Origin of the sequence: Roseivivax sediminis, assembly GCF_900112685.1 — a bacterium.
GTDB lineage: Bacteria > Pseudomonadota > Alphaproteobacteria > Rhodobacterales > Rhodobacteraceae > Roseivivax > Roseivivax sediminis.
This window is the reverse complement of record NZ_FOMS01000004.1, coordinates 194378-218352: the sequence shown is the minus strand read 5'-3', so window position 1 is coordinate 218352 and position 23975 is coordinate 194378. Positions and strand designations below refer to the sequence as shown.

20 protein-coding genes and 1 pseudogene are annotated in these 23975 nt (G+C 69.2%); 1 reads left to right on the top strand and 20 read right to left on the bottom strand.

Going from position 1 to position 23975, the window contains the following annotated elements; all coding sequences use genetic code 11:
• Positions 1-187: 187 nt before the first annotated feature.
• The 19 genes from F3H57_RS08385 to F3H57_RS08295 form a co-directional block, all read right to left on the bottom strand.
• The gene (locus tag F3H57_RS08385) at positions 188-1087 is read right to left on the bottom strand and encodes an alpha/beta fold hydrolase (RefSeq protein WP_149755453.1); all 900 of its coding nucleotides are present in this window, start codon (positions 1085-1087) and stop codon (positions 188-190) included.
• A 45-nt stretch (positions 1088-1132) separates the two neighbouring features.
• Entirely contained in the window at positions 1133-2329 is a 1197-nt protein-coding gene (locus F3H57_RS08380) for an efflux RND transporter periplasmic adaptor subunit (RefSeq protein ID WP_149755452.1), read from the bottom strand.
• The gene (locus F3H57_RS08375) at positions 2301-3656 is read right to left on the bottom strand and encodes a TfuA-like protein (protein WP_149755451.1); all 1356 of its coding nucleotides are present in this window, start codon (positions 3654-3656) and stop codon (positions 2301-2303) included. The genes F3H57_RS08380 and F3H57_RS08375 overlap by 29 nt, the downstream gene beginning before the upstream one ends.
• The gene (locus F3H57_RS08370; protein ID WP_149755450.1) at positions 3653-4867 is read right to left on the bottom strand and encodes a YcaO-like family protein; all 1215 of its coding nucleotides are present in this window, start codon (positions 4865-4867) and stop codon (positions 3653-3655) included. The genes F3H57_RS08375 and F3H57_RS08370 overlap by 4 nt, the downstream gene beginning before the upstream one ends.
• 12 nt (positions 4868-4879) lie before the next feature.
• Positions 4880-6049 carry an ABC transporter permease gene (locus tag F3H57_RS08365; RefSeq protein ID WP_149755449.1) on the bottom strand — a complete coding sequence of 390 codons (1170 nt, stop codon included), beginning with the start codon at positions 6047-6049 and terminating at the stop codon, positions 4880-4882.
• Positions 6049-7212, bottom strand: a complete 1164-nt coding sequence (locus tag F3H57_RS08360) for an ABC transporter permease (protein ID WP_149755448.1) — start codon at positions 7210-7212, stop codon at positions 6049-6051. The genes F3H57_RS08365 and F3H57_RS08360 overlap by 1 nt, the downstream gene beginning before the upstream one ends.
• 15 nt (positions 7213-7227) lie before the next feature.
• Positions 7228-7950: an ABC transporter ATP-binding protein gene (locus F3H57_RS08355; RefSeq protein ID WP_149755447.1), complete on the bottom strand. Its 723-nt coding sequence runs from the start codon at positions 7948-7950 to the stop codon at positions 7228-7230.
• Positions 7951-7964: 14 nt separating this feature from the next.
• Positions 7965-10514, bottom strand: coding sequence for a lantibiotic dehydratase (locus tag F3H57_RS08350; protein WP_149755446.1), 2550 nt, complete (start codon positions 10512-10514; stop codon positions 7965-7967).
• Between the two features lie 23 nt (positions 10515-10537).
• Positions 10538-11587, bottom strand: coding sequence for a PqqD family peptide modification chaperone (locus tag F3H57_RS08345; protein WP_149755445.1), 1050 nt, complete (start codon positions 11585-11587; stop codon positions 10538-10540).
• Positions 11580-13907, bottom strand: coding sequence for a nitroreductase family protein (locus tag F3H57_RS08340; protein WP_149755444.1), 2328 nt, complete (start codon positions 13905-13907; stop codon positions 11580-11582). The genes F3H57_RS08345 and F3H57_RS08340 overlap by 8 nt, the downstream gene beginning before the upstream one ends.
• Positions 13904-14542: a TOMM precursor leader peptide-binding protein gene (locus F3H57_RS08335; RefSeq protein WP_149755443.1), complete on the bottom strand. Its 639-nt coding sequence runs from the start codon at positions 14540-14542 to the stop codon at positions 13904-13906. The genes F3H57_RS08340 and F3H57_RS08335 overlap by 4 nt, the downstream gene beginning before the upstream one ends.
• Positions 14539-15885, bottom strand: coding sequence for a YcaO-like family protein (locus F3H57_RS08330; RefSeq protein WP_149755442.1), 1347 nt, complete (start codon positions 15883-15885; stop codon positions 14539-14541). The genes F3H57_RS08335 and F3H57_RS08330 overlap by 4 nt, the downstream gene beginning before the upstream one ends.
• The gene (locus F3H57_RS08325; RefSeq protein WP_188129635.1) at positions 15882-16811 is read right to left on the bottom strand and encodes a thiopeptide-type bacteriocin biosynthesis protein; all 930 of its coding nucleotides are present in this window, start codon (positions 16809-16811) and stop codon (positions 15882-15884) included. Before F3H57_RS08325 ends, F3H57_RS08330 begins: the two co-directional genes overlap by 4 nt.
• Positions 16812-16869: 58 nt before the next feature.
• Positions 16870-17946 carry an ABC transporter permease gene (locus tag F3H57_RS08320; RefSeq protein ID WP_149755440.1) on the bottom strand — a complete coding sequence of 359 codons (1077 nt, stop codon included), beginning with the start codon at positions 17944-17946 and terminating at the stop codon, positions 16870-16872.
• Positions 17943-18971: an ABC transporter ATP-binding protein gene (locus F3H57_RS08315; RefSeq protein WP_149755439.1), complete on the bottom strand. Its 1029-nt coding sequence runs from the start codon at positions 18969-18971 to the stop codon at positions 17943-17945. Before F3H57_RS08315 ends, F3H57_RS08320 begins: the two co-directional genes overlap by 4 nt.
• Before the next feature lie 69 nt (positions 18972-19040).
• Positions 19041-20204 (bottom strand): molybdopterin-synthase adenylyltransferase MoeB, encoded by a 1164-nt coding sequence (gene moeB, locus F3H57_RS08310; RefSeq protein WP_223163012.1) that lies wholly within the window; start codon positions 20202-20204, stop codon positions 19041-19043.
• 9 nt (positions 20205-20213) lie between these two features.
• A complete protein-coding gene (locus F3H57_RS08305) occupies positions 20214-20492 on the bottom strand; it encodes a MoaD/ThiS family protein (RefSeq protein WP_149755437.1) in 279 nt (92 codons plus the stop codon).
• A 251-nt stretch (positions 20493-20743) separates the two neighbouring features.
• The gene (locus tag F3H57_RS08300; protein ID WP_037266307.1) at positions 20744-20938 is read right to left on the bottom strand and encodes a hypothetical protein; all 195 of its coding nucleotides are present in this window, start codon (positions 20936-20938) and stop codon (positions 20744-20746) included.
• A gap of 318 nt (positions 20939-21256) precedes the next feature.
• Entirely contained in the window at positions 21257-21955 is a 699-nt protein-coding gene (locus F3H57_RS08295) for a GntR family transcriptional regulator (RefSeq protein ID WP_223163019.1), read from the bottom strand.
• A 567-nt stretch (positions 21956-22522) separates the two neighbouring features.
• On the opposite strand from F3H57_RS08295, the pseudogene F3H57_RS22505 reads away from it, so the two are divergent.
• Positions 22523-23066, top strand: a pseudogene (locus tag F3H57_RS22505) (IS21 family transposase); the annotation flags it as partial.
• Here F3H57_RS22505 and F3H57_RS08290 read toward each other — a convergent pair.
• A complete protein-coding gene (locus tag F3H57_RS08290) occupies positions 22954-23751 on the bottom strand; it encodes a tyrosine-type recombinase/integrase (RefSeq protein WP_149755435.1) in 798 nt (265 codons plus the stop codon). The pseudogene F3H57_RS22505 and the gene F3H57_RS08290 overlap by 113 nt on opposite strands.
• Between the last annotated feature and the right edge of the window lie 224 nt (positions 23752-23975).

Here is a 23975-nt window from a genome sequence, read left to right as displayed (position 1 = left end):
CACCCGGCGCGGCTGACGCATATTGGTCGGCAAGGGTGAGGAAGTCTTCGGAACGCGCCGTTATTCCCTCCGGCCGATCAAGCTTGACGACGACAGTGCGTCGCGCCGCCCCAAATGCACGCATGATGATGATACCGGGGACGTTGCTTTGGTCTGCCGGGGTCACCCGTCGTGTGATTCAAGACCCCTAGTCAGAGAGCTTAAGGAAGTCCTCGATCAGCGCCGTCATCCTGTCTGGCTGATCAAGCATGACGAAGTGGCGAGCCTCCTCGACCGGATGCAGGGTGAAGTTGGACACGTCGCCGTAAAGCGACTCATACTGTGCGGGGAAGTCTCGCCCTTCTGCCTCGGGCGGCACCGGCACAATTAAGTGGACCGGCGCGACGATGTCCGAGAGGGCGGGCCGCAGGTCGGTCTGCATGTCCTCGTAGAAGGCCTGCGCGACGGTCTGCGGATCCGAGGCCGCGATCCACTCCGCGACGCGCTTCTGTGCGTCCTCGCCGATTGCATAGCGCTCGGCGGTCGCCTCCGCGTTCGCGCCGGCCGGCGCCTCGGCCATCCGGTCGCGCATGGAGGCGGCCTGTTCCTCGACGCTGTCCTTCGTCGCGCCGGGATCGAAGAGCAGCGCCACGAAAGGCAGCGCGTCGACCACCATGAGCCTGCCGTAAAGATCCGGCGTCTCGATCCCCGCCTGCAGCGCAAGCGTGCCGCCGAGGCTGTGCCCCACGAGCGCCGGCCGGTCGAGCCCGCGGTCGCGTGTGAAGACGGCGATGTCCGACAGGACGCCCGCCATCAGGTCGCCCGCCGCGTTGGCGGCTCCGTCGCCGTGGCCGAACCCCTTGACGTTCACGACATGGGTCCGCGCGCGTCCGTCGAGATCCGCGACGACCCCGTCCCAGACCTCGCCCGGGGTGGCGAGGCCGGGCAGAAGGATCACGTCCGGTCCCGGGCCGGACGTGCTGTCGATGGTGATGCGATCGGTCTCGAAGGTGTCCATGCCGTCCAGCTGCGGGGCCGCCCGTGCGACATGGGACAGTGCGAGGGCGGCAGTCAACGCGCAGCACAGGCTTCGTCGGGTGAAGATCATGTCGGGTCTCCTTCTGGGGATAGTCCGAACCGCGGAAGGCGCGGATCAGCTTTCTTCGGGACCGGAGAGGAACGCGACATCGAGGCGCATTCCCGGATAGACGCTGGCGGGCACGTCGTCGAAGGCGACCGTGACCTCGACCGCGGCGGTGCTGTCGTCGACGACGGGCGTGATCAGGTCGACAGAGCCGGCAAAGGTGCGGTCGGGCCAGGCCGGCACCGTCATCTCGACCGGCTGGCCCGGGCGCACCTTCGACAGGAACTGCTCGTTCACGTCGACCTCGCCGACGATGGAGCCGGGATCGACCACGGTGGCGATGCCTGACTGGGTATAGCCGCCCGAGGACACGGGCGAGACGATCTCGCCGACATTGGCGGTGATCTCGGTGATCACGCCGTCGAAGGGCGCGCGGATCAGCGTGTTGTCGAGGTCTTGCCGCATCGCTTCGAGCTGCCGCCGCTGGACGTCGATCCGGCTGTCGTTGGAGGCGGCCCGCGCCTCGAGCACGGCGTGCTGGCCCTGCAACTCGCTCAGGGCCTGTTTCGACGACACGCCACGTTCGGTGAGGGTCCGGGTCCGGGCGAGGTCGTCCTCCATGGCCGCGAGTTCGGCGGCGACCACGGCGCGCTCCTGCTCGGCCGCCGCGACGTTGGCGCTGGCGATGGCAAGCTGCGCCTCGGCCGCTTCGGCGTCGAGACGGGCGACCGGGTCGCCGGCCTCGATCCTGTCACCCTCGGAGACGAGCAGTTCGGCCAGCCGGCCGGTCAGATCGCTCGACAGTGTCGCCTCGCGGCGGGCGACAACCTTGCCGCTGGCCTCGAGCGTCGGGGTCGGGGCCGCCGCCGGGGGCGGCGGTGCGGCGGCGCCCGGCTCGGCCGCCGGGTCGGCCGGCTGCGCGGGGGCCGGGTCTGCCGGCGGCTCGGCGGGGCCGATCAGGGCGGCCAGCCGGGTTTCGGCGGCCGCGACGATCCTGTCGGGGGACGGCGCGAACGCCCAGACCCCCGCGACCGCCGCACCCGCCAGCGCGGCCCATCCGATGCGGCGCAGACCGCGCCGGGGCCGGGCCGGACCGTCGGGGGACGGCCCGCCGGGCGCGGCCCCGGCCGAGGACGTGCGCGTGCCCATGTCCTGCAATATACCGCGCATGCGGGCGCGCTCGGCTTCCGAATAGCTGCGGAAGGCCCCGCCGGTGGGCTCGGTCCTGCGCGGCGCCTCACGCGTGCTGTCTGGCAGGTGTGTCATCGTCGGCCTCCTCGGATTCCGCTGCGAGATGGGCGCCGATCAGCGCCCGGAGGAAGTGGCGCGTCGACCCGAAGCCAAGCTCGGCCGCGTGGGTGTCGAGGTCGGTGTGAACAGGTCCGGTCCGGCGCTGGTAGTCGGCCAGCACCGGCTCCAGCGCGTCCACGTGGTCCGGCCCCGGATCGTCGATGCCCGCGCGCGCAAGATGCGTCTCGGTGCGCCGCGCGCCGGCCTCTGCCGCGGGGTAGGTTCCGGCCACGCGCAGGGCGGCCGCGACATCCGGTCCGAGGCTCGGCATGGTGCGCTGGAGAAGCGCCCGCACCTGTGCCTCGTATCGCGCAAGGTCGAGGCACCCGGCCTGGTCGATCCGGTTGTCGGCCATCCAGGTCCCGAGGGCCGCAGGCGAGGTCAGCCCCCGCTTGCGGCGGAAGCGGGCAAGAACCACGCGGTCGTCCGGAACCGTGACGCCGAGCCGCCGCACGGCATCCGTGACCAGATGGTGCAAAAGCGCGCCCGACAGCGCGGCCTCCCGGCCCGGCGAGACGCGGACATGGTCGAGCAATCGCTGCCCGCCGTCACCGCCGGTCGCCTCCTCGGGGCGGTTGAGCCGCATCAGTTCCTCCCAGAAGAGGGTCGGCTCGAAGTCGAAATGATCTGCCTTGGGCGCCGCGCGGCCGGCCCCGTCCCATTCCGCGATCCGGTCCAGAAGCGCGCGCGCGTCCTGCGCCTTCAGGTCGCAATCGGTCGTTTCGACGAAGTCGCGCAACGCCCGCAGCCGGGCCTGCGCGAGGCCGCCCGCGCCGGCCCAGATGGCCTGCCAGCTGCGCTGCGGATACGGCAGCGCCTTCAATGCGGCGACGATCCGCGTCCGGTCGTCTTCGGCGATCACCGACGCGCCCTTCGCGAGGTCCAGCCCGCGGCGCAGATTGACCATCGGATCGGAGGCGAGGTCGTAGCCCGCCGCCGCCTCGGCATGGGCCACCGCCACCTCGTCGTCGTCCGTCAGATCGCCGTGCGCGAAGGCCTCGAAGATCGCGCCGACGCCTTCCATCCCGAACGGGTGCAGTTCGGCCGCGCGCAGGGCGCCCATGCTGGAGGCGCCGAAGACCGCCACCCCCTGCGACAGCGCGTAGAGGATCTCCTTGTGCCATACCGCCGGCGTTGCCTCGAAATAGCCGTCGACGATGCCGATGGCCCGCGGGCGGTGGGTCTCGAGCGCCCGGAACACGTCGCCCATGCGGCAGGGCGGCAGGTATGTGGCGTCGAGATGCCGTCGCGCGGCGTCGACGGCCAGGGTCGGGCCGAGGAAGATGAGGATCGGTCCGGTCATGCGGCCTCCTTCAGGATCGCGCGGGCGCGCGGGCCCGGCTGATAGAACGGGGTGCGCACCGGCTCGAGCCCCGGAACGACCACCTTGACCACCGGGATGCCGATTTCGGACCGGCGAAGGTCGCAGGCCAGCACGTGCCGCACGCCGACCGCGCGCAGGCGATCCAGCAGCAGCGCGAGGTCGCCCTCGAAACTCGCGGTCGCGTCGGTCCGGACGGTCGCCAGAGGGGCGGCGCTGCGGTTCTCGACGCGGGCCAGCTGGTCCTCGATGCTGACCGCGTCGCGATAATCCTGCGGGAACAGGTCGTCGCGGCTGCCCGAGATCACCGTCGCGCGGGCCTGGATCGCCTCGGTCACCGCCCGGCTGAGCGCCACGCGGTAGTCGAGGTGCGTGCCGTGGCCGTCGACCTGCGGCAGCGCCCGCCAGGCCGGGCTCTCGGGATCGTCGATGAGCTCGCACGAGAAGGTGGGCACGCCGGTGTCGCAGGTCAGGTCCGTCAGGAAGACCGCGACCGCCTTTTCGGCCAGCTCGTCCAGAAGCTGGCGCAGTTCCGGGTCCGGCACGCTCTGCGGATCGACCGGAACCGGGTTTCCGCGCAGCCCCGACATCGTCAGCGCATCGCGTTCGATCACCTCGCAGAGGGCGTGCACCACCGCTTCGAGTACGTGGTTGCCCGAAGCGAGCCCGTTGGTGGAGCGCAGGAAGGCAGGCCGGTTGCCGCCTTCCACGAAATTGGTCGACACCGTCTCGAGCGGCAGCCATGCCGGCGCTTCTTCCATCAGGTCCCAGCCGCGGATCCACGGGATGGGGTGGCGCTCGGAGAGGTGCGCATCGGCCCGGACCGGGAAATCGCGCAGCGGCGGCACCGGGCCCTCGCGCGACAGCTCGGCATGGCTCGCGATGCGGATCTCGCCCTCGGGGCGCTCGCCGTGCCATGTCTCGATCGCTTCCATGAGCGCCGAGACCCGGGCGGCGGCCAGGCTGCGCCCCTTGCCCTGGCTGGTCGACAGGGCGCGGGCATTCGGGCGGACCGCGACGCAGACCGGAAAGCCGATCCGGTCGAGCCCGGTGACATTGCCGATCCGCGTGATGCCCATTGCCGGCATGTGCCGGGCGTAGTCGGCAAAGGTCTCCTCGGGCGCGCGGGTCCGGTGGGTGCCGTCGAAATGCGCCTTGGCGGCGCTGGCGGGTTGGCCGAGCAGCGTGATCATGTCGTGCCTCCCTCAGCGCCGCTGCAGCAGGATCTGCGCGACCGGCAGGCGGCGCAGCTGCATCGCCGGGCCGATCGAGCCCAAGAGGCCGATCACCACCGCCATCGCGACCGCCTGCCACAGGATCGCGGCCGTCACCTCGAAGTCGAAGACGATCTGGGTGAAGTCCTCGGCGAAGAAGAGGGTGGAGATCAGCCGGTCGTCGAAGATCAGGTGGACCAGCGCCACGCCGATGAGGCCGCCGAGGACCGTCATCAGCACCGTCTCGATCGCGAGGGCGACGGTCAACGAACTGCGGGTCCAGCCGAGGATCGACAATGTCGCGATCTCCTTGGCGCGGGTCTTTATGTGGCCAAGGCCCGTATTGAGCGCCGCGAAGATCGCGCCGAGCGCCATCAGGCTTCCGATCCCGTATCCGAGGATCGACACGAATCGCTCCATCGCGCGGGCCTGTTCGCCGTAGTAGTCGGCCATGCTCACCACCGACACGCTCAGCCGGTCGTCGCGATTGATGCGGGCCTGCATGTCCTGCGGGCTTTCGCCGTCCTGCGGGGTCGCGATGACGACCTGGTAGGCGTCGGGGCGGTCGAAGGCGTCCTGGACGGGGGTGGCGCCGGCCCAGATCTCGGATTCCGTCAGCGAGCCGCCGGTCTCGAACATGCCGACCACCGTCCAGCTGGCCGAGCCGAGCCGGATCGCGTCGCCGAGGGCGAGGCCGCCGAAATGCTGCTGCGCGCGCTTGCCGACGACGATCTCGCGCCGGCCTTCTCGGGGCATTCGACCGGCGCTCAGCGTCCAGCCGGGACGTATGTCGACCGACCCCGCGCCGATGCCGCGCAGTGCGACGTTGACCGGCTCGCCCTCGCTGTCCTCGATGGAGGTGACGACATAGACCTCGGCCGCGGCGTCGCCGCCGAGTTCGGATTCGATCAGCCGCACGTCCGGCCCTTCGAGCGTGCTTTCCATCTCCGAGCGCACGCCGCCCTTGAGGATCATGTAGGCGTCGTCCACCTCGGCCATCTTCATGGCCTCGCTGTAGCCCGCGCCGATGGCGAGGATCGCCACCATGACGGCGACCACGACCGCGGTGCCGAAGACCGAGTTGAGCGAGGCCCACCAGCGCCGCCCCAGCCCCCTGAGCGAGATGACAAGCGCGGTGCGGATACGTTTGAACGTCTTCATCACAGGGCCTCCGCCAGTCCGTCGGTGATCTTCTGGCGCGCCGCGAGCGTCGCGGGCACGGCGGCCACGACCAGCCCGGTGCCGGCCATGAGGCCCGCGCCGATGGCCCAGTCGCGCCAGTCGAGCTTCAGAAGCGCGAGAAGCGCCTCGCCGTTCGCCGCGACGATGGCGACCGCGACGGCGGCGACGGCCATGCCGATCACGCCGCCGGCGAACATCATCAACAGGCTCTCCGACAGGATCATCCCGGCGATGCGGCGCTTGCGAAAGCCGAGGATGCGCATGACTGCGAAATCGCCGAAGCGTTCGCGGATCGACTGCATCTGCGCGTTCGCGGTGATCAGGACGAGCGTCCAGAAGACGAGGATCAGCGCCGCGCCGATCATCGTCTTGAAGTCGCCGATCTGGTTGAGGAAGCTCTTGGCGAAGGCGCGTTCGGTGGTGGTCGCGGTCTCGTTCGGAGAATTCTCGAAGACCGCGTCGATGGCCTCGCCCGTCGTCTCGGCGGCATTGGCGTCGTCGATGCGGACGGCATACCAGCCCACCGTGTCCTTGCCGCGGCTGCGTTCGGTGTTGAAGAAGCCGTAGGGGATCACCACCGAATTGGTGACCGAATCCTCGGTCGCGCCGTCGAAGATCGTGCCGACCCTGAAGGTCCAGACCGGGTTGCCGTCCGACCGCGTGTAGATCGAGGAATAGAGCGGCACGAGGTCGCCCTCCTGCCAGCCGTATTCGTCGGCCAGCTCGCGCCCGACGGCGATGCTCGACGGGTCGGATTGCCAGTCCGACAGCGTGCCCTCGTTGCGGAAGGCGACCTCGTCGACCAGGTCGGGGAACTTCGCGGGATTGGTGACGATGGCCGGGATCTCGTTGCCAGGATCGCGGTAGGACGCGCCGAAATAGGTGAAGTGCCCGACGTCCGACACGTTGTCGAGCTCGGCGATCCGGTCGCCGTAGCTGATCGGCAGCGGCCGCATCATCGACGCCTTGTTGAGCACCATGAGACGGTTCGCATCGGCAAAGTCGACGCGGCTGTCGAACACGCGCAGCACCGGCAGCATGAGCCCGAGCAGCAGGAAGGCCACGACCACCGAGCCGAGCGTGAACGCGACCCGGGCGCGGCTGCGGGCGGCGTTCCTGAGGATGAGCGAGACAAGGCGCATCGGTTCGGGCCTCCCTCAGACGGCTTCGGGGCGCGTCAGACGCACCGTGCGGGCGGCATAGGCCGCGACGTTGGGGTCGTGCGTGACGACGACGATGGTCTTGCCGAATTCCTCGTTCAGAAGGCTCAGAAGCTCCATGATCCGGGTCGCGGAATCCTGGTCGAGATCGCCGGTCGGCTCGTCGCAGAGCAGCAGGTCGGCATCGGTCACGAGGGCGCGCGCGATGGCGACGCGCTGCTGCTGGCCGCCCGACATCTCCTCGGGGCGGTGGTCGGCGCGGTCCTCGAGGCCGACGAGGTTCAGGGCGTTGTCGACGCGCGCCCGGCGTTCGGCGGCCCGCAGATCGTGGATCAGCAGCGGCAGTTCGACATTGGCGCGCGCCGAGAGGGCGGGCAGGAGGTTGTAGAACTGGAAGATGAAACCGACGTTCCGGCCGCGCCAATCCGTCAGCGCGCCATCGGAGAGCGAGGTGATGCGCGTCTCGCCCACCGTGATCTCGCCCGCGTCGGGGCGGTCCGCGCCGCCGATCAGGTTCAGAAGGGTCGTCTTGCCGCAGCCGGACGCGCCCACGAGCGCGAGCATTTCGCCGGCCGCGATGGTCATCGCGTGCCGCTCAAGCACGGGGACCGCGACCTTGCCCTTGCGGTAGGCGCGCGAGACACGGTCGATGACGACCAGAGGCGCCGCGTCCGTCTGTTCGGTGGCCTTGAGGGCGATCTCGGGGTCGTGAAGTGTCATGGCCGTCTCCTTTCTCAGTCCGAGGCGCGGCGGCGCTGTCCGGCGCGCACCAGCATCTCGAGATGGATTTCGCTGACGTGTCTGTGCCCGGCGACCTCGAACCAGAGCGCGTCCGGGCCGGGGCAGGGCGCACTGAACACCAGCCACTCCGCCTTGCGGGCGAGCCGCTCCAGCATGGCCAGCCAGAACGGGTTCCGGGTGTCGATCCAGATCGGCTTTCGGTTGGCGTCGAGCATGTCCTGGCTGACCAGCGAGGCGTTCTGCATCGGCACGTGGATTTGCGCGTAGAAGCACGGCGGAAGGCCGTGCCGCGCGCAGTCGCGCGCCGTGGCGACAAGCTGTTCGGCCGGCGTGCCGTCGAGCCAGGTCTCGCGGATATGCGCCGAGGAGACCCACCAGCCCGGCCGGGTCAGCACCACCTTGCCGTGGCGCCGTGCGGGGCGGGGATGAACCGGAACGTCCGAGGCCAGCGAGGGCACATCGACGCTCGGCCGGGCCACGGCGAATGGCCGCGACAGGATCGACAGCGCATAGCGCACGCCCCAGGTCGGAATGGGGAAGGTGTTGCCGATGTATTGCAGGCTGATCGGGCGCCCCTCGGCGTCGGTGAGCGACAGAAGGTTGGTCGCGCGGTCGTGGTGAAGCCGGAGCGCTGCGGGATCGACGATGCGCTCCTCCCCAAGCGTGAGGGGCTCGCCCGGCCAGCCCAGCGCGCGGTGTGTGACGCGGCGGTGGGCCTGAAGGTCCGACGCGTGCGCGGCGACCGGCAGATCCACAGGCTCGGCCCCGTCCGCGACCGTGGCGAGCCAGCCTTCCAGCGCGCCGGTCAGGCGGTCGGCCTGCGGATGGTCCGCGCGGGTGAAGCGCGCGGCGAGCCAGCCCGCGCCGTCGAAGACGCGGTTCATCACGAATTGCGTATCGCCGCGCGTCGCATCGTGCGCGATCTGGAAATGGGCCGTGACCGGGATGCGCGCGCCTTCGGGCGCCGCCTCGGGCGGGGTTTCCTCGACCCGCGCGCCGAATTCGGGGATGTCGACAAGGTGCGGCGCGGCGCCGGTCAGGAACTCCACCACCGTATCGCAGGAGGCGCCCGCGCCGAAGGTCTCCACGAAAGCCTCGACAAGGCGGGTGTAGGCCGGGGCCACGGCGACCTGCGACGACAGGAAGTCGTCGAGGTCGGACAGCGGCCCCATGAGATCGGCCCCGAGGGTTCCGCCCGCGCTCCCGAGCCAGCAATCCTCGGTCACCGCGTTGGTCAGGGCGTCGGGAGCGCGTGCGCCGGCGGCAAGCCTGCTCCGCAGGTCGGCGGCCGTCTCCTCGACCCGCGAGAGGCGGGCGAGGCGGTCGTTGCCCTCGGCCGTGCCGAAGCCGCGGGCCGCGTCTGCCATCGTGTCGAGGTCCGAGGCGGCGGCGTGCAGCGCGTCGTCTCCGCAGTGGCGCCAATGCGCGGCCAGCGCATCCAGCGGATCGCCCGTGAAGGCGTCGATCACCGGCTGCGCGGTCAGAACGCCGCGCGACAGGAGCGTGGAGATCATCTTGCCCGCGTCGTCGCGGGGCACGCCCGCCGCGGCGAGCCGTCCGGCCCAGCCGTCCCAATCGTCCGACAGGCCCGGTGTCAGGGTCTCGCCCAGGGCCGCGCCGAAGCGGAACTGCGCGAGCCGCTGCTCGCTCCATCCGCGGCCCGCCATGGTCACATCCTCGTTGCAGAGCGCGACGAAGCGGCCGTTGCGCACAGAGCGCAGCGTCGGGTTGACGGTCAACCGGTCGCCGGAGGCGCGCAAAGCCGTCTCGCGCCCGAGACGCTCAAGTTGCGCGGCGATCCCGCGGTTGGCGGCGGCGATGCTGTCATAGTCCGCCTCGGACGCCTGCGGGGGCGGCGCCGGCGATGCCGTGTCGACGGCGATCGTCGACACCGACATGAAGCTTGAGAAGGGGCTGGTCTTGGCGCTGGCCCGTGCGATGTAGCCCAGAAGCGAGCGCTCCAGCTTGTCGGGCCATGCCGTTTTGGGCAGTTTCTTTTCCTTCGCCGCCATCCGGGCGGTGCGGGGGCTGGACAGCGCCACGGCGCGGGCGAAATGAGGCACGTCGAGCGCGGCGCGCAGGGCCGGTCGCAGGACGCTCTGGGTCTCCTCGGTCACGGTTTCGTCCAGCGCGGTGCGCGCCCCGGAATAGTCGCGCGCTGCGCCGCGCCAGTCCTCCAGCGCGTCGCTGGCGGGCCCGTGCCCGAGGCGGCCGGCGATCTTGGCGATGACCTCGTCCGACAGCTTGGAGCCGCGCCCGTTGTGCACGTCGCGCTTGAGGTTCACCGCCGCGCGGCGCAGCTTCTTTTCCGTCTCCAGCGCCGGGACGAGCCCGTGCAGCGCGGCCTCGACCTCGGCGCGCACGGTTTCCATCCGCGCCTGCGCCTGCGCGATCCGCGCGAGAAGCCTCTCGGTGTGCGGAAGCCGCAGGCGGTCGAGGGCACCCATGGGCAGGGTCGCCGCGCGCAGGAGTGCGAAGGGGGCGACGACGCTCGGGCGTGCCACGTGGGCGGGCCGTTGCAGTGATCTCGCTTCGAATGTCATGGCATCCTCCCGGGGTGCACGCGTCAGAACCACCAGAACCAAAGCAGGCAGGCGATGCCCTGCAGGTGGCTCGAGGCGTAGGCGCGGTAGAAGGCGACGTCGCGCCGGTCGGAGAGCGGTGAGCCGCGCAGCCGCAGCGCCGATTTGCGCGCCATTTCATCGTCGAGCACGGCTTCGACCATGTGGCTGCCGTCGCTGGGCATGAACGGGTTGGTGTTGAAGGCGAGAAAGAGCAGCGCCGTCAGCATCAGCGTCTGGCCCGCATGGGCGAGCCCGCCATCGGCGTTCGCCGCCAGCAGAACCATCGCGGCTCCGGCCCCGGCGGCGACGAGATCGGTCGCTGGTCCGGCCGCCGGGACGGCGAAGCGGTGCCAGCGGTTGCGGATGCGGTAGACGCCGCGGGTCTCGACATAGGGTCCCGGCGTGAAGCCGTGGGCGACGATGCCGGCCTTGCCGACCTCCGCCCCGATCAGGCGGCAGGCGACCGCGTGCGCAAACTCGTGCAGCGGAACGCCGATCAGCGCGTAGGTCAGGACGCCGGCGACATGGAAGTCGAACACGAAATCGGACGGGTGCGGCATGCGCGCGTCGAACGCGAGAAGCCCGATACAAAGGACCGCGCCACCGACGAGCGCGGCGAGCGCAAGCCAGGCGAGCCGCGGCGGCACGCTGCGGATCGCCCCGGCGACGGCTTCGGCCGCCGGGCCCACGTCGACGAGCGCGATCTTCGCGACCGGTTTCTCGTCGAACCGATCGGCCGTCGGCGCGGCGATGCCGGTCTCGAGCATTCCCGCGTCGCGCAATTGTGTCAGGAAGCGGTCGAGCTGCCGCGTGATGCGCGGCGTCGTCGGGTAGCGGTCAGCCAGCGCCTCGCGCAATCGCGGCTTGTCCGCGCCCTCGGCCAGCAGCGGGATCAGCGCCTCGGCCGGTTTCGAGATGCGCAGCGAGCGGCCGTCCTCGGGCGACACCAACACCGTCGTGTTCTTGCGCTTGACCTTGGCCACGCCGGGCTTGAAGGCAAGGCAGGGCGCGGCGGCAGGCTCTGCCATGTCGGTGAATGCGATGTCAGCCATGCGTCTCCTCCCCGGTGCGGCCGAAGCTGATCCCGAAGAGCGGGCAGTCGGTGTAGCGGTCAATGTCCAGAAGCGGGCCCCAGCCGGATTCGCACATCCCGCCCCAAGGGCAGCCCGAGATGCCCGCGGCCCACGCGGCATTGAGCGTCCGGCCCGCGATCGCACCGGCACGGCCGACGAGGTCGCGGTAGCCACGCGCGCCGGCCCGTGCGACGGCGTCGTGCAGATCTCCGGTCACGAGCAGCACGAAGGGCGCTTCCATCAGCTTGGGCTGGATCGTCAGATCCGCGAGCCGTTCGAACTCCACGCCGGGCCGGAAAACTTGCGGCGCGTCCGCGCCGGGGCGCAGGATGTCGGCGGTGCCGTCCGTGCGGGCGGCGATGCCCCAGAAACCCAGTCTGAGACGGCGTGCGCCGGTCGCCTCGAGGATGTCGCCGATGACCTGCGCCTCGCGGAACAGCAGGCCGATCTCGGCCGAGCCGAGCGGGACGCCATCGAAGACCCGGCGCGAGCGCCGCGTGCGCAGCACATGCCCCGGATCGTCTGCCGCGCTCCAGACCGGCGCCGGAGGCACGATCGCCGCCGGGGCCGAAACCGGCCCGTCCTGCGCCGACAGCTCGATCAGCTGGGTGACGGCCTGGAACGGGCGCAGCGCGGGCAGGGGGCGGCGCGCGGTGTGCGCCATCTCGCCCAGTCCGGCGGCGAAGGCGACGATCTCCTGGTCGGCGCGGATGCCGAGCTTCAGCAGAAGCGCCATGCTGCGGTCGCGCAGGCCGGGATAATCCCGCACCGGCAGGCCGTAATGGCCGGCCAGATCGGTCAGGTAGGCCCGCGCCACGCCGCAATCGAGCTGGGCGAAGCGGAAGGCGAAGTTGTTGTATTTCTTCTGCGTCTTGTCGGTGTCCGAGGCACCGACGAGAAGCGCGGCGGGCAGATCCTCGGCGCTGGCGCCAAGCGCGCCGGAAAGCTCCTCGTCTGTGAGGGTCCCGAGGTAGTCGAGCCGGTGCGCCGGAGCGTAGTAATGGCACATCGCGCCGCGCGGCAGCCCCGGCACGTCCCGCGCCACGAGATAGAGGTTGGCGGAGCCGAGGCCGCCCGCGCTCGGGGCGATGCGGGTGCCGTCCGCGTCGTAGCCGGCGGCATGGCGCAGCATCGTGCCGAGGGTCGGCAGGTCGAGCCGAGCATCGCGCGCGACGTCCGTCAGCGGGCGGTCCTCGGGCAGTGCGATCGGCGTCGCGCCATGATGCGGGTCCGGCTTCTCCTGCGCGGTCGAGATGTTGGAGGCCGAGTAGTGCATCTGGTGGTCGCGCGGCACCAGAAGCTCGCGCGGGGGCATCGCGTTCGCGGCGTTGTGGAGCCGCCAGACCACGTTGTGCGGATCGGTCTCGGGCGGCGCGACATGGCCGAGCCCGGCCGCCTCGGACCCGGGAAGCCGGGCGAGCTGCAACCTCTCGTAGGCCGTGCCCTGGTGAACGTGGCACAGATCGAAAAGCTCCACGCGGCCGATCCGGCTGACGAGGGACTGCGCCGACATCGCCAAGGTGCCGGCCCAGAACCCCGGATCGGCCGGCGTGCCGGTGGGGGCCTCGGGGCGCAGGCGGCGAAAGCAGGTCGGGCTGGCAGAGGCGCCCGGCACGAAGAGCGGGCCGATCTCGGCCGTCTCGGCGCCGACATGCGCGTGCAGGATGCGGATGCCGGCATTCCATGCCGCATCGAGCCAGTCCTGCGCGTCCGGTTCGGGGCCGGAGAAGAGCGTAAGCAGCAGGCCGGTGCCCGAGTCGAGGTCCGCCGGCGTCGCGGGCGTGTCGAGCGCGGCCAGACCCGCGCCGTCCAGCGCCTCGGCGAGCCACGCGGCGCCGCGTCCGGCCAGCGCCACGCGCGTCCCGGCCAGCCGGTCCAGCGCCGCGCCGCGATTGCCGTTGACGCGCGTGGCGTCGATGTAGCGGCCGAGGAATCGCGCCGTCTCTTCCAGCGCCTCGGGCACCGCCGCGCCGGGGCCGTCCTCCAGCAGCCCGCGGCTGTAGAGCAACGCGAGCGCGCCGAAGACCTTCGCATCGTCGACGCGCGGAAACGCGGCGAGGATCTCGGGCAGGGTGCGCGTGCCGTCGAGGACGGCGACGAGGCGCGGGATGAAGCTGCGCGCGCCGCGTCCCGAGATGATCTGGTTGCCGTCGCCGCCCTCGAACAGAAGGCCGTGCGCGCCATAGGGGATCATCAGGATCTCGGGCGGCACGCGCGGGCGTTCGGGCAGCGCGAGTTCGGCATCGTTCAGGAAGCTGCCGCCGATCACGTCGGCGCTGATGCTGTTCATCTGGTTCATCTCAGGATCTCCGAAAGCGCCGGGGCGAGGTCGCGGACGAAGCGCGCGCCGGGCTGCGCCTGCGCCCGGTCGGCAAAGCAGCTCGGGCAGCCATGGACGGGCAGGACCTTGGTGAGGGTGACCTGTCCGGTCAGGACGTCGACGATGCGCAGGCGTCCGGCCTGGTGCAGGCCCGCCGCCGCATCGCCCTTCAGCGCGTTGGCGGCGAGCGAGACCATCGGGCGGGTGAAGCCCTCGGGCCCCGCCTCCGGGTGCTTGCGGTAGAACTGCTCGAGCACCGACTGGCGGCCGGGCGCGCGATGATGCGTGCCGGCGCGCTTGACGTGGCAGCCGTAGCAGCCGGGACGGCCCGGATGCGTGAGCGGGCCGACCGACAGGTGCGTGCCGGTCAGGACCGCAAGGCTCCACGGCGTTCCGGTGCGGCGCGCGGCCTCTTCGACGGCCATGAAGCCGCCCGCGTCGGGCCGCCACGCGGCGACGGCCACGAAGTCGGCCTCCGCGAAGAGCGTGTCGAGCGCGGCGGCGATGTCGGCCGCGTCGTGCGGAAACGGCCGGACGATGTCTTCGGGGCAGGCGGCGCGATCCGCGACCGCGGCACCGAAAGGTCCGAGAGTGAGATACAGTGTCTTCATCATGCAAACGGCTGTGGCAGGGGGTTGATGTCGGCTTCGTCCAGAGCGCCGAACCCGGCGCGGCGCGGGTAGTCGTAAAGCCGCGGAGTGCCGAGGAAGCGGCCCTTCTGGACGACGCTCATCGGCATGAGGCCGGGGATCACGGCGCGCACGACCCAGATGCCCATGTCGCGCAGCTCGTCGGTGGTCAGATCGCAGATCACCGCCTCGAAGCCCTGCGCCGAGAGGCGGTCGAGGATGTAGCGGACCTGATCGGCCGGCCGCTCCGCCCCGGGCGCGGTCATCTCGCCGAGCGCGATGCTGTTGGGCGACCGGGTGAGGAAGTCGAACGCCTGCCGCCATTCGGGGCGGCCGAGCATCCCCGCGCCGTCCGACAGGGCCCGGTAATCGTCGAAGTTCTCGGGCATGTTGGCCTGCTGTTGCAGGACGGGGCGGGCCGGCGCGGCCTCGCGGATCGTCTTGGCCACCAGCGTTGCCGGATCGAAGCCGGTGGCGCAGTTGACGTATTGCGCCAGCTTCGGGTGGTTCTCGACCAGTTGCAGCGAATAGACGGTCGGCACTTCGAGGTCGCTGGTGGCGTCGAAGAAATGCTGCCGCACGAGGCTCTGGTCCAGCATCCGGTGATTGTCCGCCAGGGCCGGCGGACGAGGCACGGGCACCTCGATCCGCGGCAGCGGCAGTTGCGCCAGCCACAGGATCGCCAGCGCGTCGCGTTCGATGACCTCGCAGAGCGCCGAGACGATCGCCGAGGACAGGTCGACATGCGCCGCGACCCCGGTCGAGATCTCCTGCCAGAACCGTTCGTTCCGCGAGGGGCGCGCGTAGAGATGCGTCATCACCGTCGGCACCCAACGCTCGCGTTCGTGGGTGAGCGACCAGCCACGCGTCCAGCGGATCGGCAGGGACTTGTCGGGCGGATTGAACGGGCAGGCCGGGTCGGCGTATTCGGCGTCCGAGCAGCGGGCGATGGTGTCGAGGTCGATGCCCAGCTCACCCACCTCGTTGCCGCTGGCGACGACGAAATCGTCCTCGCTCTCATAGGCCATGTTGGCGTAGCGTTCCGCGCCTTCCATGACCGCGCGCAGCCAGGCCATCTCCTCGTCGAGATCGGCGCCGGCGCCGCCCATCGGCTCGTCCACGACGTCGTTGCCGTCGGGCTTGATGACATGCGGGAAGACCTTGGTCATGTTGCCGATGTCGGTGACGGCGACGTGCAGGTCGGGCGATCCGCGGTCGGGCGCCATCTTGCTGGCACCCGACAGAAGCCCGCCCTGCGGCATCAGCAGGCGCTGGAAGGGGTAGCGCGCCCGCAGATGATCCATGTCGAGGTCGAGAACCGGGTTCATGCCGCTTCCTTCCCGGGCTCGGCCGCTTGCTCGACCAGCGCGGCCATGTATGCCTCTTCGAGGCTGGCGATGCCGAGGCGGTTGTTCATCAGGTGCGCGAAGGTGAAGGCGAGCACCTCGGCGTTGATCCCGGCCTGTCCGCCGAGCGCGGCGTAATCCGCGGCGGCGGCGTCCAGCGCCGTGCGCCAGTCCGAGACCAGCGCATCGAACTTGCCCTGCGCGGTGCCGTGCGGCGCCAGCGGCGAGATCCCGTCGGCGGCGAGGTCGGCGGCCTTCTCGGCGAAACGGTCGCGCCAATCCTCGGCCGCGGGTGTCCGCGCCCCGAGCCAGTAATAGGAATATTCGCGCCAGAAGGTGGCGGGGTCGGTGCCGGGGCGGAACGCCTCGAAGGTCTCGTGCATGAGGCGCGGGATCAGGCTCTTGCGCGACAGCGCGCCGTCGGTGTCGAGCTCGATCAGCCGTGCGGCGATCTCGGAGCTGCGGAAGAACAGCGTCTCGGCGATGGGCATGCCGGCGGCGCCGCCGAACTTGTCGTACTCGGGCTCGTAGGCGGCCTCGACCACGCGCACGTCGTTGTGGGCGGCGGTGACCTGCTCGATCTGCTCCTCGAAACCGGGCAGCGACACCATCGGCGCGTAATCGCCGGGCGGCTGGGCGTGGATGCGGCTGAGGCGGTCGGCGGTGGAGTCGATCAGGTCCGCCCGGATCTTGTCGGCGCTTGCCTCGTCGGCGGGCAGCACGCGCAGGCGGACATGGATGCCGTCCTCGTCGATATAGCGCAGGAAGAACCATTTCCGCAGATCGTCGCGGCGGGCGGTGAGCCGGGCGACCTCGGCGATCATCCAGTCCATGCGGTCGACCGCTTCGCCGAGATAGATCTTGAGGAAGATCCAGTTGGGGTCGGTGGTCACGGGGGCGTCGGTCATGGGCCATCTCCTCGGGTCGTCGGGGTCGTGCGCCGCGCACCTGGCACGGCGCGGCATGTCAGGCGCGTTGGGCGGTGTCTCCGCTGCGCATGTCGAACGAGAACGTGCGGGTCGCGAGCATGAGGATCGCAGCGGTCCAGCCGACGATGGCGACGAGATCGACCCAGAGCGGCCACAGCCCGTCGGTATGCGTGATGACCTGCCGGAAGGCGTCGGCGAGGTAGCTGACCGGCAGCACATGGGCGATCGCCATCAGCACGGTGGAGCCCTCGGGATCCCAGAAGATGTTGCCGCCGAACATGAGCGTGAAGTTCGCGATCATGATCAGGGCCATGCCGGATTCGGTGCTGCTGGCGAGGCCCGAGAGCGCGTAGCCAACGGCGATCAGCATCACCACGCCCATGAGCGCGAGGCCGGCGGTCTGGACCCATTGCAGAAGCGTCAGGTCGACGATGAAGCTGCCCACGCCCAGCAGAATGCCGATCTGCACGATGGCCACGGCCAGGCGGAAGGCGATCTGGCTGAACACCATCTCGGTCTTGGTAAGCGGAGTGAGCAGCAGGTAGCGCAGCGTGCCGCGGTCCCGCGCCTTGAGGATCGGCGTCGCGGTCATGAAGAGGCCGAGTTGCACCAGCGCGAGCGCCAACATGCCCGGGTAGATGAAGTTGAACTCGGCGTTCCGGGCCTGGGTGACGACGCGGGCGTCGATGCTGCCGTCGTCGGCGAGGCCGACGCGCGCCCGCGCCGCGTCCACCGCCGTCTGCGCGAAGCCCGAGAAAGTCTCTCCGCTGTCGAGCCGCAGCGGCTCCGCGCCGCCGGGGCGCCAGCCCTCGGGGAAGGTGACGACGGCCGACAGCTCCCCGCTGTCGAGCCCGGCGGCGGCCTCGTCGGCGCCGAGGGTGCGCAATGCGACGTTCTGGGAAGCGAGAGCATCGGCAAACGCGCGCGATTCCGCGTTGGTGTCGCCGTTGACGACTCCGAACTCGACCGTGAAGTCCGGCGACAGCAGGACCGAGCCGCTCAGCAGCAGGACGAAGAACAGCGGAAATATAAGGCTCAGGAACACCGCGCCGAAATCGCGCCGGGTCTCCGCCAGCTGGATCGAGAACAGCGCTCTGATAGGTTCCAGGGTCATGCGGCCTCTCCTTCAAGCGGGGTCCCGGTGAGTTTCACGAAAAGCTCCTCGAGCGTCGGTTCCTCGACGCTGAGATCCGAAAGCTGGTCGCCGAAGGTCTGGCCCAGTTCGACCAGCGTCGCGCTCGGCCGTTCGGTCCTGAGCGTGATGCGCTTGAGGCCGTTTCCGGCCGGCGCGGAACGCGCGTTCAGCGCGCGCAGATCGAGCGTGGCGGCCATCGGCAAGAGAAAGGTCATGCGCCGCGCGGTGAAATGCTGGCGCAGCAGGTCCTTGGGGCGCCCCTCGGCGATGATGCGACCCTGATCGACGATCACCACCCGGTCGCAGATGCGCTGCGCCTCTTCCATCTGGTGGGTCGTGATGATCACCGATGCCTCGCGCCGGTCCCGCTGGGCATAGAGCACCTCCCACAGGGCCAGCCGCGCGTGCGGGTCGAGCTGCGAGGTCGGCTCGTCGAGGAACAGAAGCTCCGGATCGCCCATCAGCGCCATGGCCACGGCGACCCGCTGTTGCTGGCCGCCCGAGAGGTGCTCGATCCTCTGGTCGGCCTTGTCGCCGATCCCGACGAGGTCGATCATCCGGTCGACCCTCACGTCGCTGGCATAGAGGCGCGCCTGCAACCCCAGAAGCTCGCGCGCCGTCAGGCGCGGCGGCAGGGTGGAGTGCTGGAGCGCGATCCCCATGCGGCCGCGCACCGCCTTCATCTCGCGCGCGTCCGCGGCGTCGGCGCCGAGGATGCGCACGTCGCCGTCGTCGGGGCTGCGGATGCCCTCCAGGCATTCGATCAGCGTCGTCTTGCCGGCGCCGTTGGGGCCGAGAACACCCAGGAACTCTCCCTTGGCGACGTGCAGATCGATACCTTTCAGGGCGCGGATCTCGCGATCGCCGCTCTTGTAGGTCTTGCGGACCCCGGTGGCCGCGACCCGAAGGTCCGTCAGGGGCCGCGACTGCGCTGGATCGAGCGCGGCGCCGCGGCGGCTGTCGCCCGCGTCGCGCGGAAGGCGGTGCTTGGAGAAGACAGGCATGGCGTAACCTCGGATCTCGGCCCTCGGGGCCAATCGGTGACAGGGGCCGCGGCGGCGCGGCCTCGGGGTTCAGTAGCGGGCGACGCTGGGGTCGATGCGGGCCGCCCAGGCGTCGACGCCGCCGGCAAGGCTCGCGACATCGTCGAAGCCAAGTTCGCGCAGGGTGCGCGCCGCGGTGATGGAGCGGCCGCCCTTGTGGCAGATGCACAGGATCGTCCGGCCCGTGGGCAGCGCGTCCGCCGCGATCTCGATCGTGTCGAGCGGCATGGCCGTGCAGCCCGGAATAGCGGCGATCCCGCGCTCCGCCTCGCCCCGCACATCGACGAGCAGGGGGGCGGTCCCTTCGGCGAGACTGCGGCTCAGCGCCTCGACCGTCATTTCCGGGATCGCAGCGGCGTGGCAGGTGGCCGGCGCCGCCTCGGGGTTGAGGCCGAGGGGGCGGGCGGGATCCGCAGCATCGCCGCAGGCGACGCAGCCGCGGTCGCGCGCCACCTCGAAGGTGCGGAACCGGGCGTCGAGCGCGTCGAAGGTCAGAAGCCGCCCCGCGAGCGGCGTGCCGATGCCGCAGACCAGCTTGATGACCTCGTTCGCCTGGAGCGTCCCGGCGATGCCCGGAAGGACGCCCACCACGCCGGCCTCGGCGCAGGACGGGGCAAGACCCGCCGGCGGCGGGGCGGGGAATACGCACCGATAGCACGGCCCCCCGCGCGCCGGGTCGAAGACCGAGACCTGCGCCTCGAACCGCAGGATGGATGCCGAGACGTTGGGCACGCCCGCACGGACGCAGGCATCGTTGATGACGTAACGCGCAGCGAAATTGTCGGTGCCGTCCACGACGACATCGTGGCCGGAGACGAGCCCGGCCGCGTTGTCCGCGTCGATGCGGGCCTCGTGCACCGCAAAGGACAGGTGCGGGTTCTGCGCCCGCAGGCGTTCGGCCGCGCTCTCTGTCTTGGAGCGGTCGACGTCGGCGTCGGTGAACAGGACCTGCCGGTGCAGGTTGCTCATGTCGACGATGTCGAAATCGACGATGCCGAGATGTCCGATCCCCGCCGCGGCAAGGTAGAGCAGCACGGGCGAACCGAGCCCGCCGCTGCCGACGACGAGCACGCGCGCCCCCTTGAGGCGGCGCTGTCCGTCCGGCCCGATCTGGGACAGGACGAGCTGCCGGCCGTAGCGGCGCGTTTCGTCCTGCGTCAACTCCGGCATGGTCGGCGGTGCGGATCCGTCCATGGCCATGGCTCAGCCCCCCGCCATCGCCGGAACGAAGCTCACCACGTCGCCGTCCGAGAGGGCGCGATCGGGCATGTCGTCGCGGTCGAGCCGGCGATCGTTCACGAAAACGCCGACGAAATCGTAGATCGCGCCCGACGATGTGAGCAGCCGCTTTCTGAGGCGCGGATGCCGCGTGACGAGCGCATCGAGCGCGCCGCCGAAGGAGTCCTCTCCGTCGAGCGCGACCCGCGATTCACCGGACGCATAGGGGCGCAGCGTCGCGGGCAGTTCGATGACGATGGTCATGTCGCGATCTCCCAGATCTGTTTGTGCCGCGTCCGAAGGGGGGCGACGGCAACAGGGAACCAACCGGCGCGAAGTGGATTTGCGCCGCTCGGGGATTGTCGGGACCGGTCCGATCGATTATCTTGAAGGGTGAAGTAAGAGAACCGATGGATCGCCAAGTCTGTCGGGGGATGGTCGGCAGGCGCGCCACGCCTGCCGACCTGTCCAGACACAGAAGGCGGGCCTGCCTCCGGCGCTGGACAAATTCCGTATCAGCCGCAGCTGACGACAGAACCCATGCTGCCGAAGCTGCCCGTGCAGGTGCAGCAGCTGGCCGAGCTGGCCGAGCTGGCGCAGTCGGACACGAGCTGAACCTGCTCGGGCAGTTCTTCTGCGAACAGGTCCAGGTCGTCGTCGGCGTGAAGGTCGAACACGTGCGTGTCGAGAGCAGATGCTTTGATGCTCATCTCTGCTTACTCCGATTTCAGTGTTGCGCCGCGATTCTGATCTCCGAACTCATTCCCGGGTTTCAGCCGTTCGCGACACGTATATCGATAGCAAGCCGCCTTACGTTCAGGCAACGAAATGGTGAGAAATATATTATTCGGAGACGGGACCTCGTGTTTCGCCCGGGAAGGTGGACAGATATTTGACTATAAATGAAAAATTCGCACCCGATGTATCAGGTGGCGTTCGCCAAAGCGTCCAATTTAGGCACCGAAATGAGCGCCTCTGAGGAAGGGGTAATTGGGCGTGTGATGATGGCGAATAGCGCTTCCGGCGCCCTATTCAGCGACTTTCAGTTCCCGCTCGACGCTGCCATCTTTGCCGATCTGTGCCGCTAGGTTGGAGGCTTGATTTGTAACCGTCGGGAACCACTCCGCCCGCTGCAGGAACAGTCTGTCGAGGGCCCTGAAACAGTTCTGCCGATCATCGCGACGGGCCGCTCTCGCGATACTGACAGCGATGCTTTTCATTTTTGCGTGCCGCTGGCGGTTGCTGAACTCCACTACCCGGATGAAGTGCGTCCGGAGGAAAAGGTTGTGCAGAGTCTGCGCCGCGTTCGGTGACCCGGCGTGGTCGGCAAGCCGATCGCGAAACCGAAAGACGTGCCTCGACGCAGCGGTCGCCGTCTCGGCCGCGAAGATGTCTGAGATCTCGTCGGCCACCGTGGGCAGCGCGCCGTTCGACGCGGTGCGTCGCATCAGAAACGCGACGTTCAGATGAATGAGCGCGTAAAGCTCAGCGATCTCGTCCGGATTGAATTCCTTGATGAAGAATCCGCGCTGCTGACGCGTCTCGATTATGTCTTCCTGGGCCAGGCGCGACAGTGCCTCGCGCACCGGCGTCGGGCTCATACGAAACTCGTTGGCGAGCAGTGATATGCCAAGGCGTGAGCCCGGCTTGTAGTCGCCTCGTATGATCTGATCACGCAATCCGAGATAGGCGGTGCTGTAGGAACATGACGTGCGACGGATATGCATCACTGGTATGAACTCCCTCCGCGAATCTGAGGCGAGCGTAGGAACCGACTGCCGCTGGGTAAAACCCTAAGTTGTATGCTCAAGTGGAAATTTCGCAGAACCCTGCCGTTGCGCTGCCAAGACCGGCAAAGAATCGCGGGATTGTGAGTTTCACAAAACTTTTGAGTGACAGACTCTTAGTGGCCTTGCACGGGAGATAGATAGGACTGGGCGCGTCGGATCGATCCATCACGCGCGCGGTTGTCGAGTGCTTCCGGTTCGCGATATGATTGTGCCGGAGCCTCCGCCGAAGCAAGGCAAGAGGAAGGAGCCGCCGTTATGTCCAAGGCACCTGCCATCGCTGTCGCTGTCGCCGTGGGAGCCGGAACCGCCGTCGCGACCGGAACCTGGGCCGTGGGCGCCGCCATCGGAATCGGTATTGCCATTGTTCTGGGGCTCGCTAGTAACCGACGGTAACACAAGGTGTTGATTTCCGAGCGGAACTGATCCGGCTTAGCGCCTGATTTCCACTGAGATTTGACCCATGTGAGCCTTCTCCCGATCGCTGCGAGCGACGAGGGTAATGGAGTGATCCACACGGGACTTTTGAACGTCATTCGCCGCTTGGCGCTTCCTCACACGTTGCCGATCCGAGAGATCGCGCGACGAACCGGGCTCTCGCGGGACACCATCAAGAAGTATCTGGGAGCAGGCACGATCCAGCCGAAGTTCTCGGCCCGAGCGACCGAGCAAGTTCGGTCCCTTTGCTGACAAGCTCGCCGGCTGGCTAAAGACCGACGCCGCGAAGTCGCGCTAGCAACGCCGGCTCCTGACGCATCTGCATGCCGACCTCGTGGCGATTGGCTACACCGGCTCCTACAACCGGGTCGCAGCCTTCGCGCGGGAGTGGCGGACGGCGCGGCAGCGCGAGCAGAACGCGACGGGGCGCGGCACCTTTGTGCATCTGGCGTTCCGGCCCGGCGAAGCCTTCCAGTTCGACTGTAGCGAAGACTTTGCCATCACCGGCGGCGAACGGACCAAGCCGCAGGTCGCACATGCGAAGCTCTCGCACAGCCGCGCCTTTTTGGCGCATGCCTATATACTGCAGACCCACGAGATACTGTTCGACTCCGCTTCACGGCGTTGCACTGTTCGGTCCAAGCGGGCAGTGAACTGCCCACCAGCGCGTTGGACACGGCCGCCAAATCGGCGTCAGACACCGGTGCCGCGGTCAGCACGTAGGCCCGAGCGCGCGCCTTTACGGTCACGTCGCCATAATTGTCATCTGCTGTCCTGCCGGCGTGGCCGCAGATGGCATCTGCCACGCGGTCAGAGATACCGATCTCGCGGGCGACGGTCTTGAGCTGATGCCGCCACGCGTGGTTCGGCTGAACGCCCGTCGGCACCAGCTTGGCCGCGCGCAGCCACGCGGCGGTGCGGTTGCCTTGATGCTCGGCCTTGTCGAGCCGGACCTCGTCGGCCTTGCCGCTGTAGAAGAGGGGGCCTTCGGGAACTGCAGCGACGAACTCAGGAAAGCCCAGCTCGACGAGCTGGTGGTGCAGGGGCACGTCGCGATAATGCCCCGTCTTGATCGTGCCTGCGTCGGGAGACAGCCGGATCACGTAGAGCTCGTCCTCCTGACGGAGGTCCGCCTTTCGGAGCTGCATGATCTCGGTAATCCGCGCGCCGGTGTGCACGAGTCGGACGTTGTAGCTGTGCACAGCGATCTGTGCTTCGGTGAGTGAAAAAGGGCCCGGCACCTGCGGGAGGCCCTTCTCCTCGGCTGCGCGGCGCTCTGCCAGCGCGATCTTCTGCATCAACTCGGCGACGGCGATGGGGTGCTACCATAGCGCCGAGCGGCGTGGGCAGCTCCGACTTGTTCTCGAGGTAGGGCCGCAGCTCTGTCGGCACCACGCTCCGCGCGAAGTAGCGGCCCTCACGGTTCAGTAGGTAATGTGGTTTCCCAGCCGTCGCTGCACCCGTTCTGTAACAAGGTTTGTAACAGCGGAGTGTGAAAACACCTTTGAAAGCAAGGCGTTTC

Bases quoted from the DNA above. Each gene is read 5' to 3' on its own strand.
- F3H57_RS08385 (WP_149755453.1), bottom strand. From the start codon at position 1,087: ATGATCTTCACCCGACGAAGCCTGTGCTGCGCGTTGACTGCCGCCCTC.
- F3H57_RS08380 (WP_149755452.1), bottom strand. From the start codon at position 2,329: ATGACACACCTGCCAGACAGCACGCGTGAGGCGCCGCGCAGGACCGAG.
- F3H57_RS08375 (WP_149755451.1), bottom strand. From the start codon at position 3,656: ATGACCGGACCGATCCTCATCTTCCTCGGCCCGACCCTGGCCGTCGAC.
- F3H57_RS08370 (WP_149755450.1), bottom strand. From the start codon at position 4,867: ATGATCACGCTGCTCGGCCAACCCGCCAGCGCCGCCAAGGCGCATTTC.
- F3H57_RS08365 (WP_149755449.1), bottom strand. From the start codon at position 6,049: ATGAAGACGTTCAAACGTATCCGCACCGCGCTTGTCATCTCGCTCAGG.
- F3H57_RS08360 (WP_149755448.1), bottom strand. From the start codon at position 7,212: ATGCGCCTTGTCTCGCTCATCCTCAGGAACGCCGCCCGCAGCCGCGCC.
- F3H57_RS08355 (WP_149755447.1), bottom strand. From the start codon at position 7,950: ATGACACTTCACGACCCCGAGATCGCCCTCAAGGCCACCGAACAGACG.
- F3H57_RS08350 (WP_149755446.1), bottom strand. From the start codon at position 10,514: ATGACATTCGAAGCGAGATCACTGCAACGGCCCGCCCACGTGGCACGC.
- F3H57_RS08345 (WP_149755445.1), bottom strand. From the start codon at position 11,587: ATGGCTGACATCGCATTCACCGACATGGCAGAGCCTGCCGCCGCGCCC.
- F3H57_RS08340 (WP_149755444.1), bottom strand. From the start codon at position 13,907: ATGAACCAGATGAACAGCATCAGCGCCGACGTGATCGGCGGCAGCTTC.
- F3H57_RS08335 (WP_149755443.1), bottom strand. From the start codon at position 14,542: ATGATGAAGACACTGTATCTCACTCTCGGACCTTTCGGTGCCGCGGTC.
- F3H57_RS08330 (WP_149755442.1), bottom strand. From the start codon at position 15,885: ATGAACCCGGTTCTCGACCTCGACATGGATCATCTGCGGGCGCGCTAC.
- F3H57_RS08325 (WP_188129635.1), bottom strand. From the start codon at position 16,811: ATGACCGACGCCCCCGTGACCACCGACCCCAACTGGATCTTCCTCAAG.
- F3H57_RS08320 (WP_149755440.1), bottom strand. From the start codon at position 17,946: ATGACCCTGGAACCTATCAGAGCGCTGTTCTCGATCCAGCTGGCGGAG.
- F3H57_RS08315 (WP_149755439.1), bottom strand. From the start codon at position 18,971: ATGCCTGTCTTCTCCAAGCACCGCCTTCCGCGCGACGCGGGCGACAGC.
- moeB (WP_223163012.1), bottom strand. From the start codon at position 20,204: ATGGACGGATCCGCACCGCCGACCATGCCGGAGTTGACGCAGGACGAA.
- F3H57_RS08305 (WP_149755437.1), bottom strand. From the start codon at position 20,492: ATGACCATCGTCATCGAACTGCCCGCGACGCTGCGCCCCTATGCGTCC.
- F3H57_RS08300 (WP_037266307.1), bottom strand. From the start codon at position 20,938: ATGAGCATCAAAGCATCTGCTCTCGACACGCACGTGTTCGACCTTCAC.
- F3H57_RS08295 (WP_223163019.1), bottom strand. From the start codon at position 21,955: ATGCATATCCGTCGCACGTCATGTTCCTACAGCACCGCCTATCTCGGA.
- F3H57_RS08290 (WP_149755435.1), bottom strand. From the start codon at position 23,751: ATGCAGAAGATCGCGCTGGCAGAGCGCCGCGCAGCCGAGGAGAAGGGC.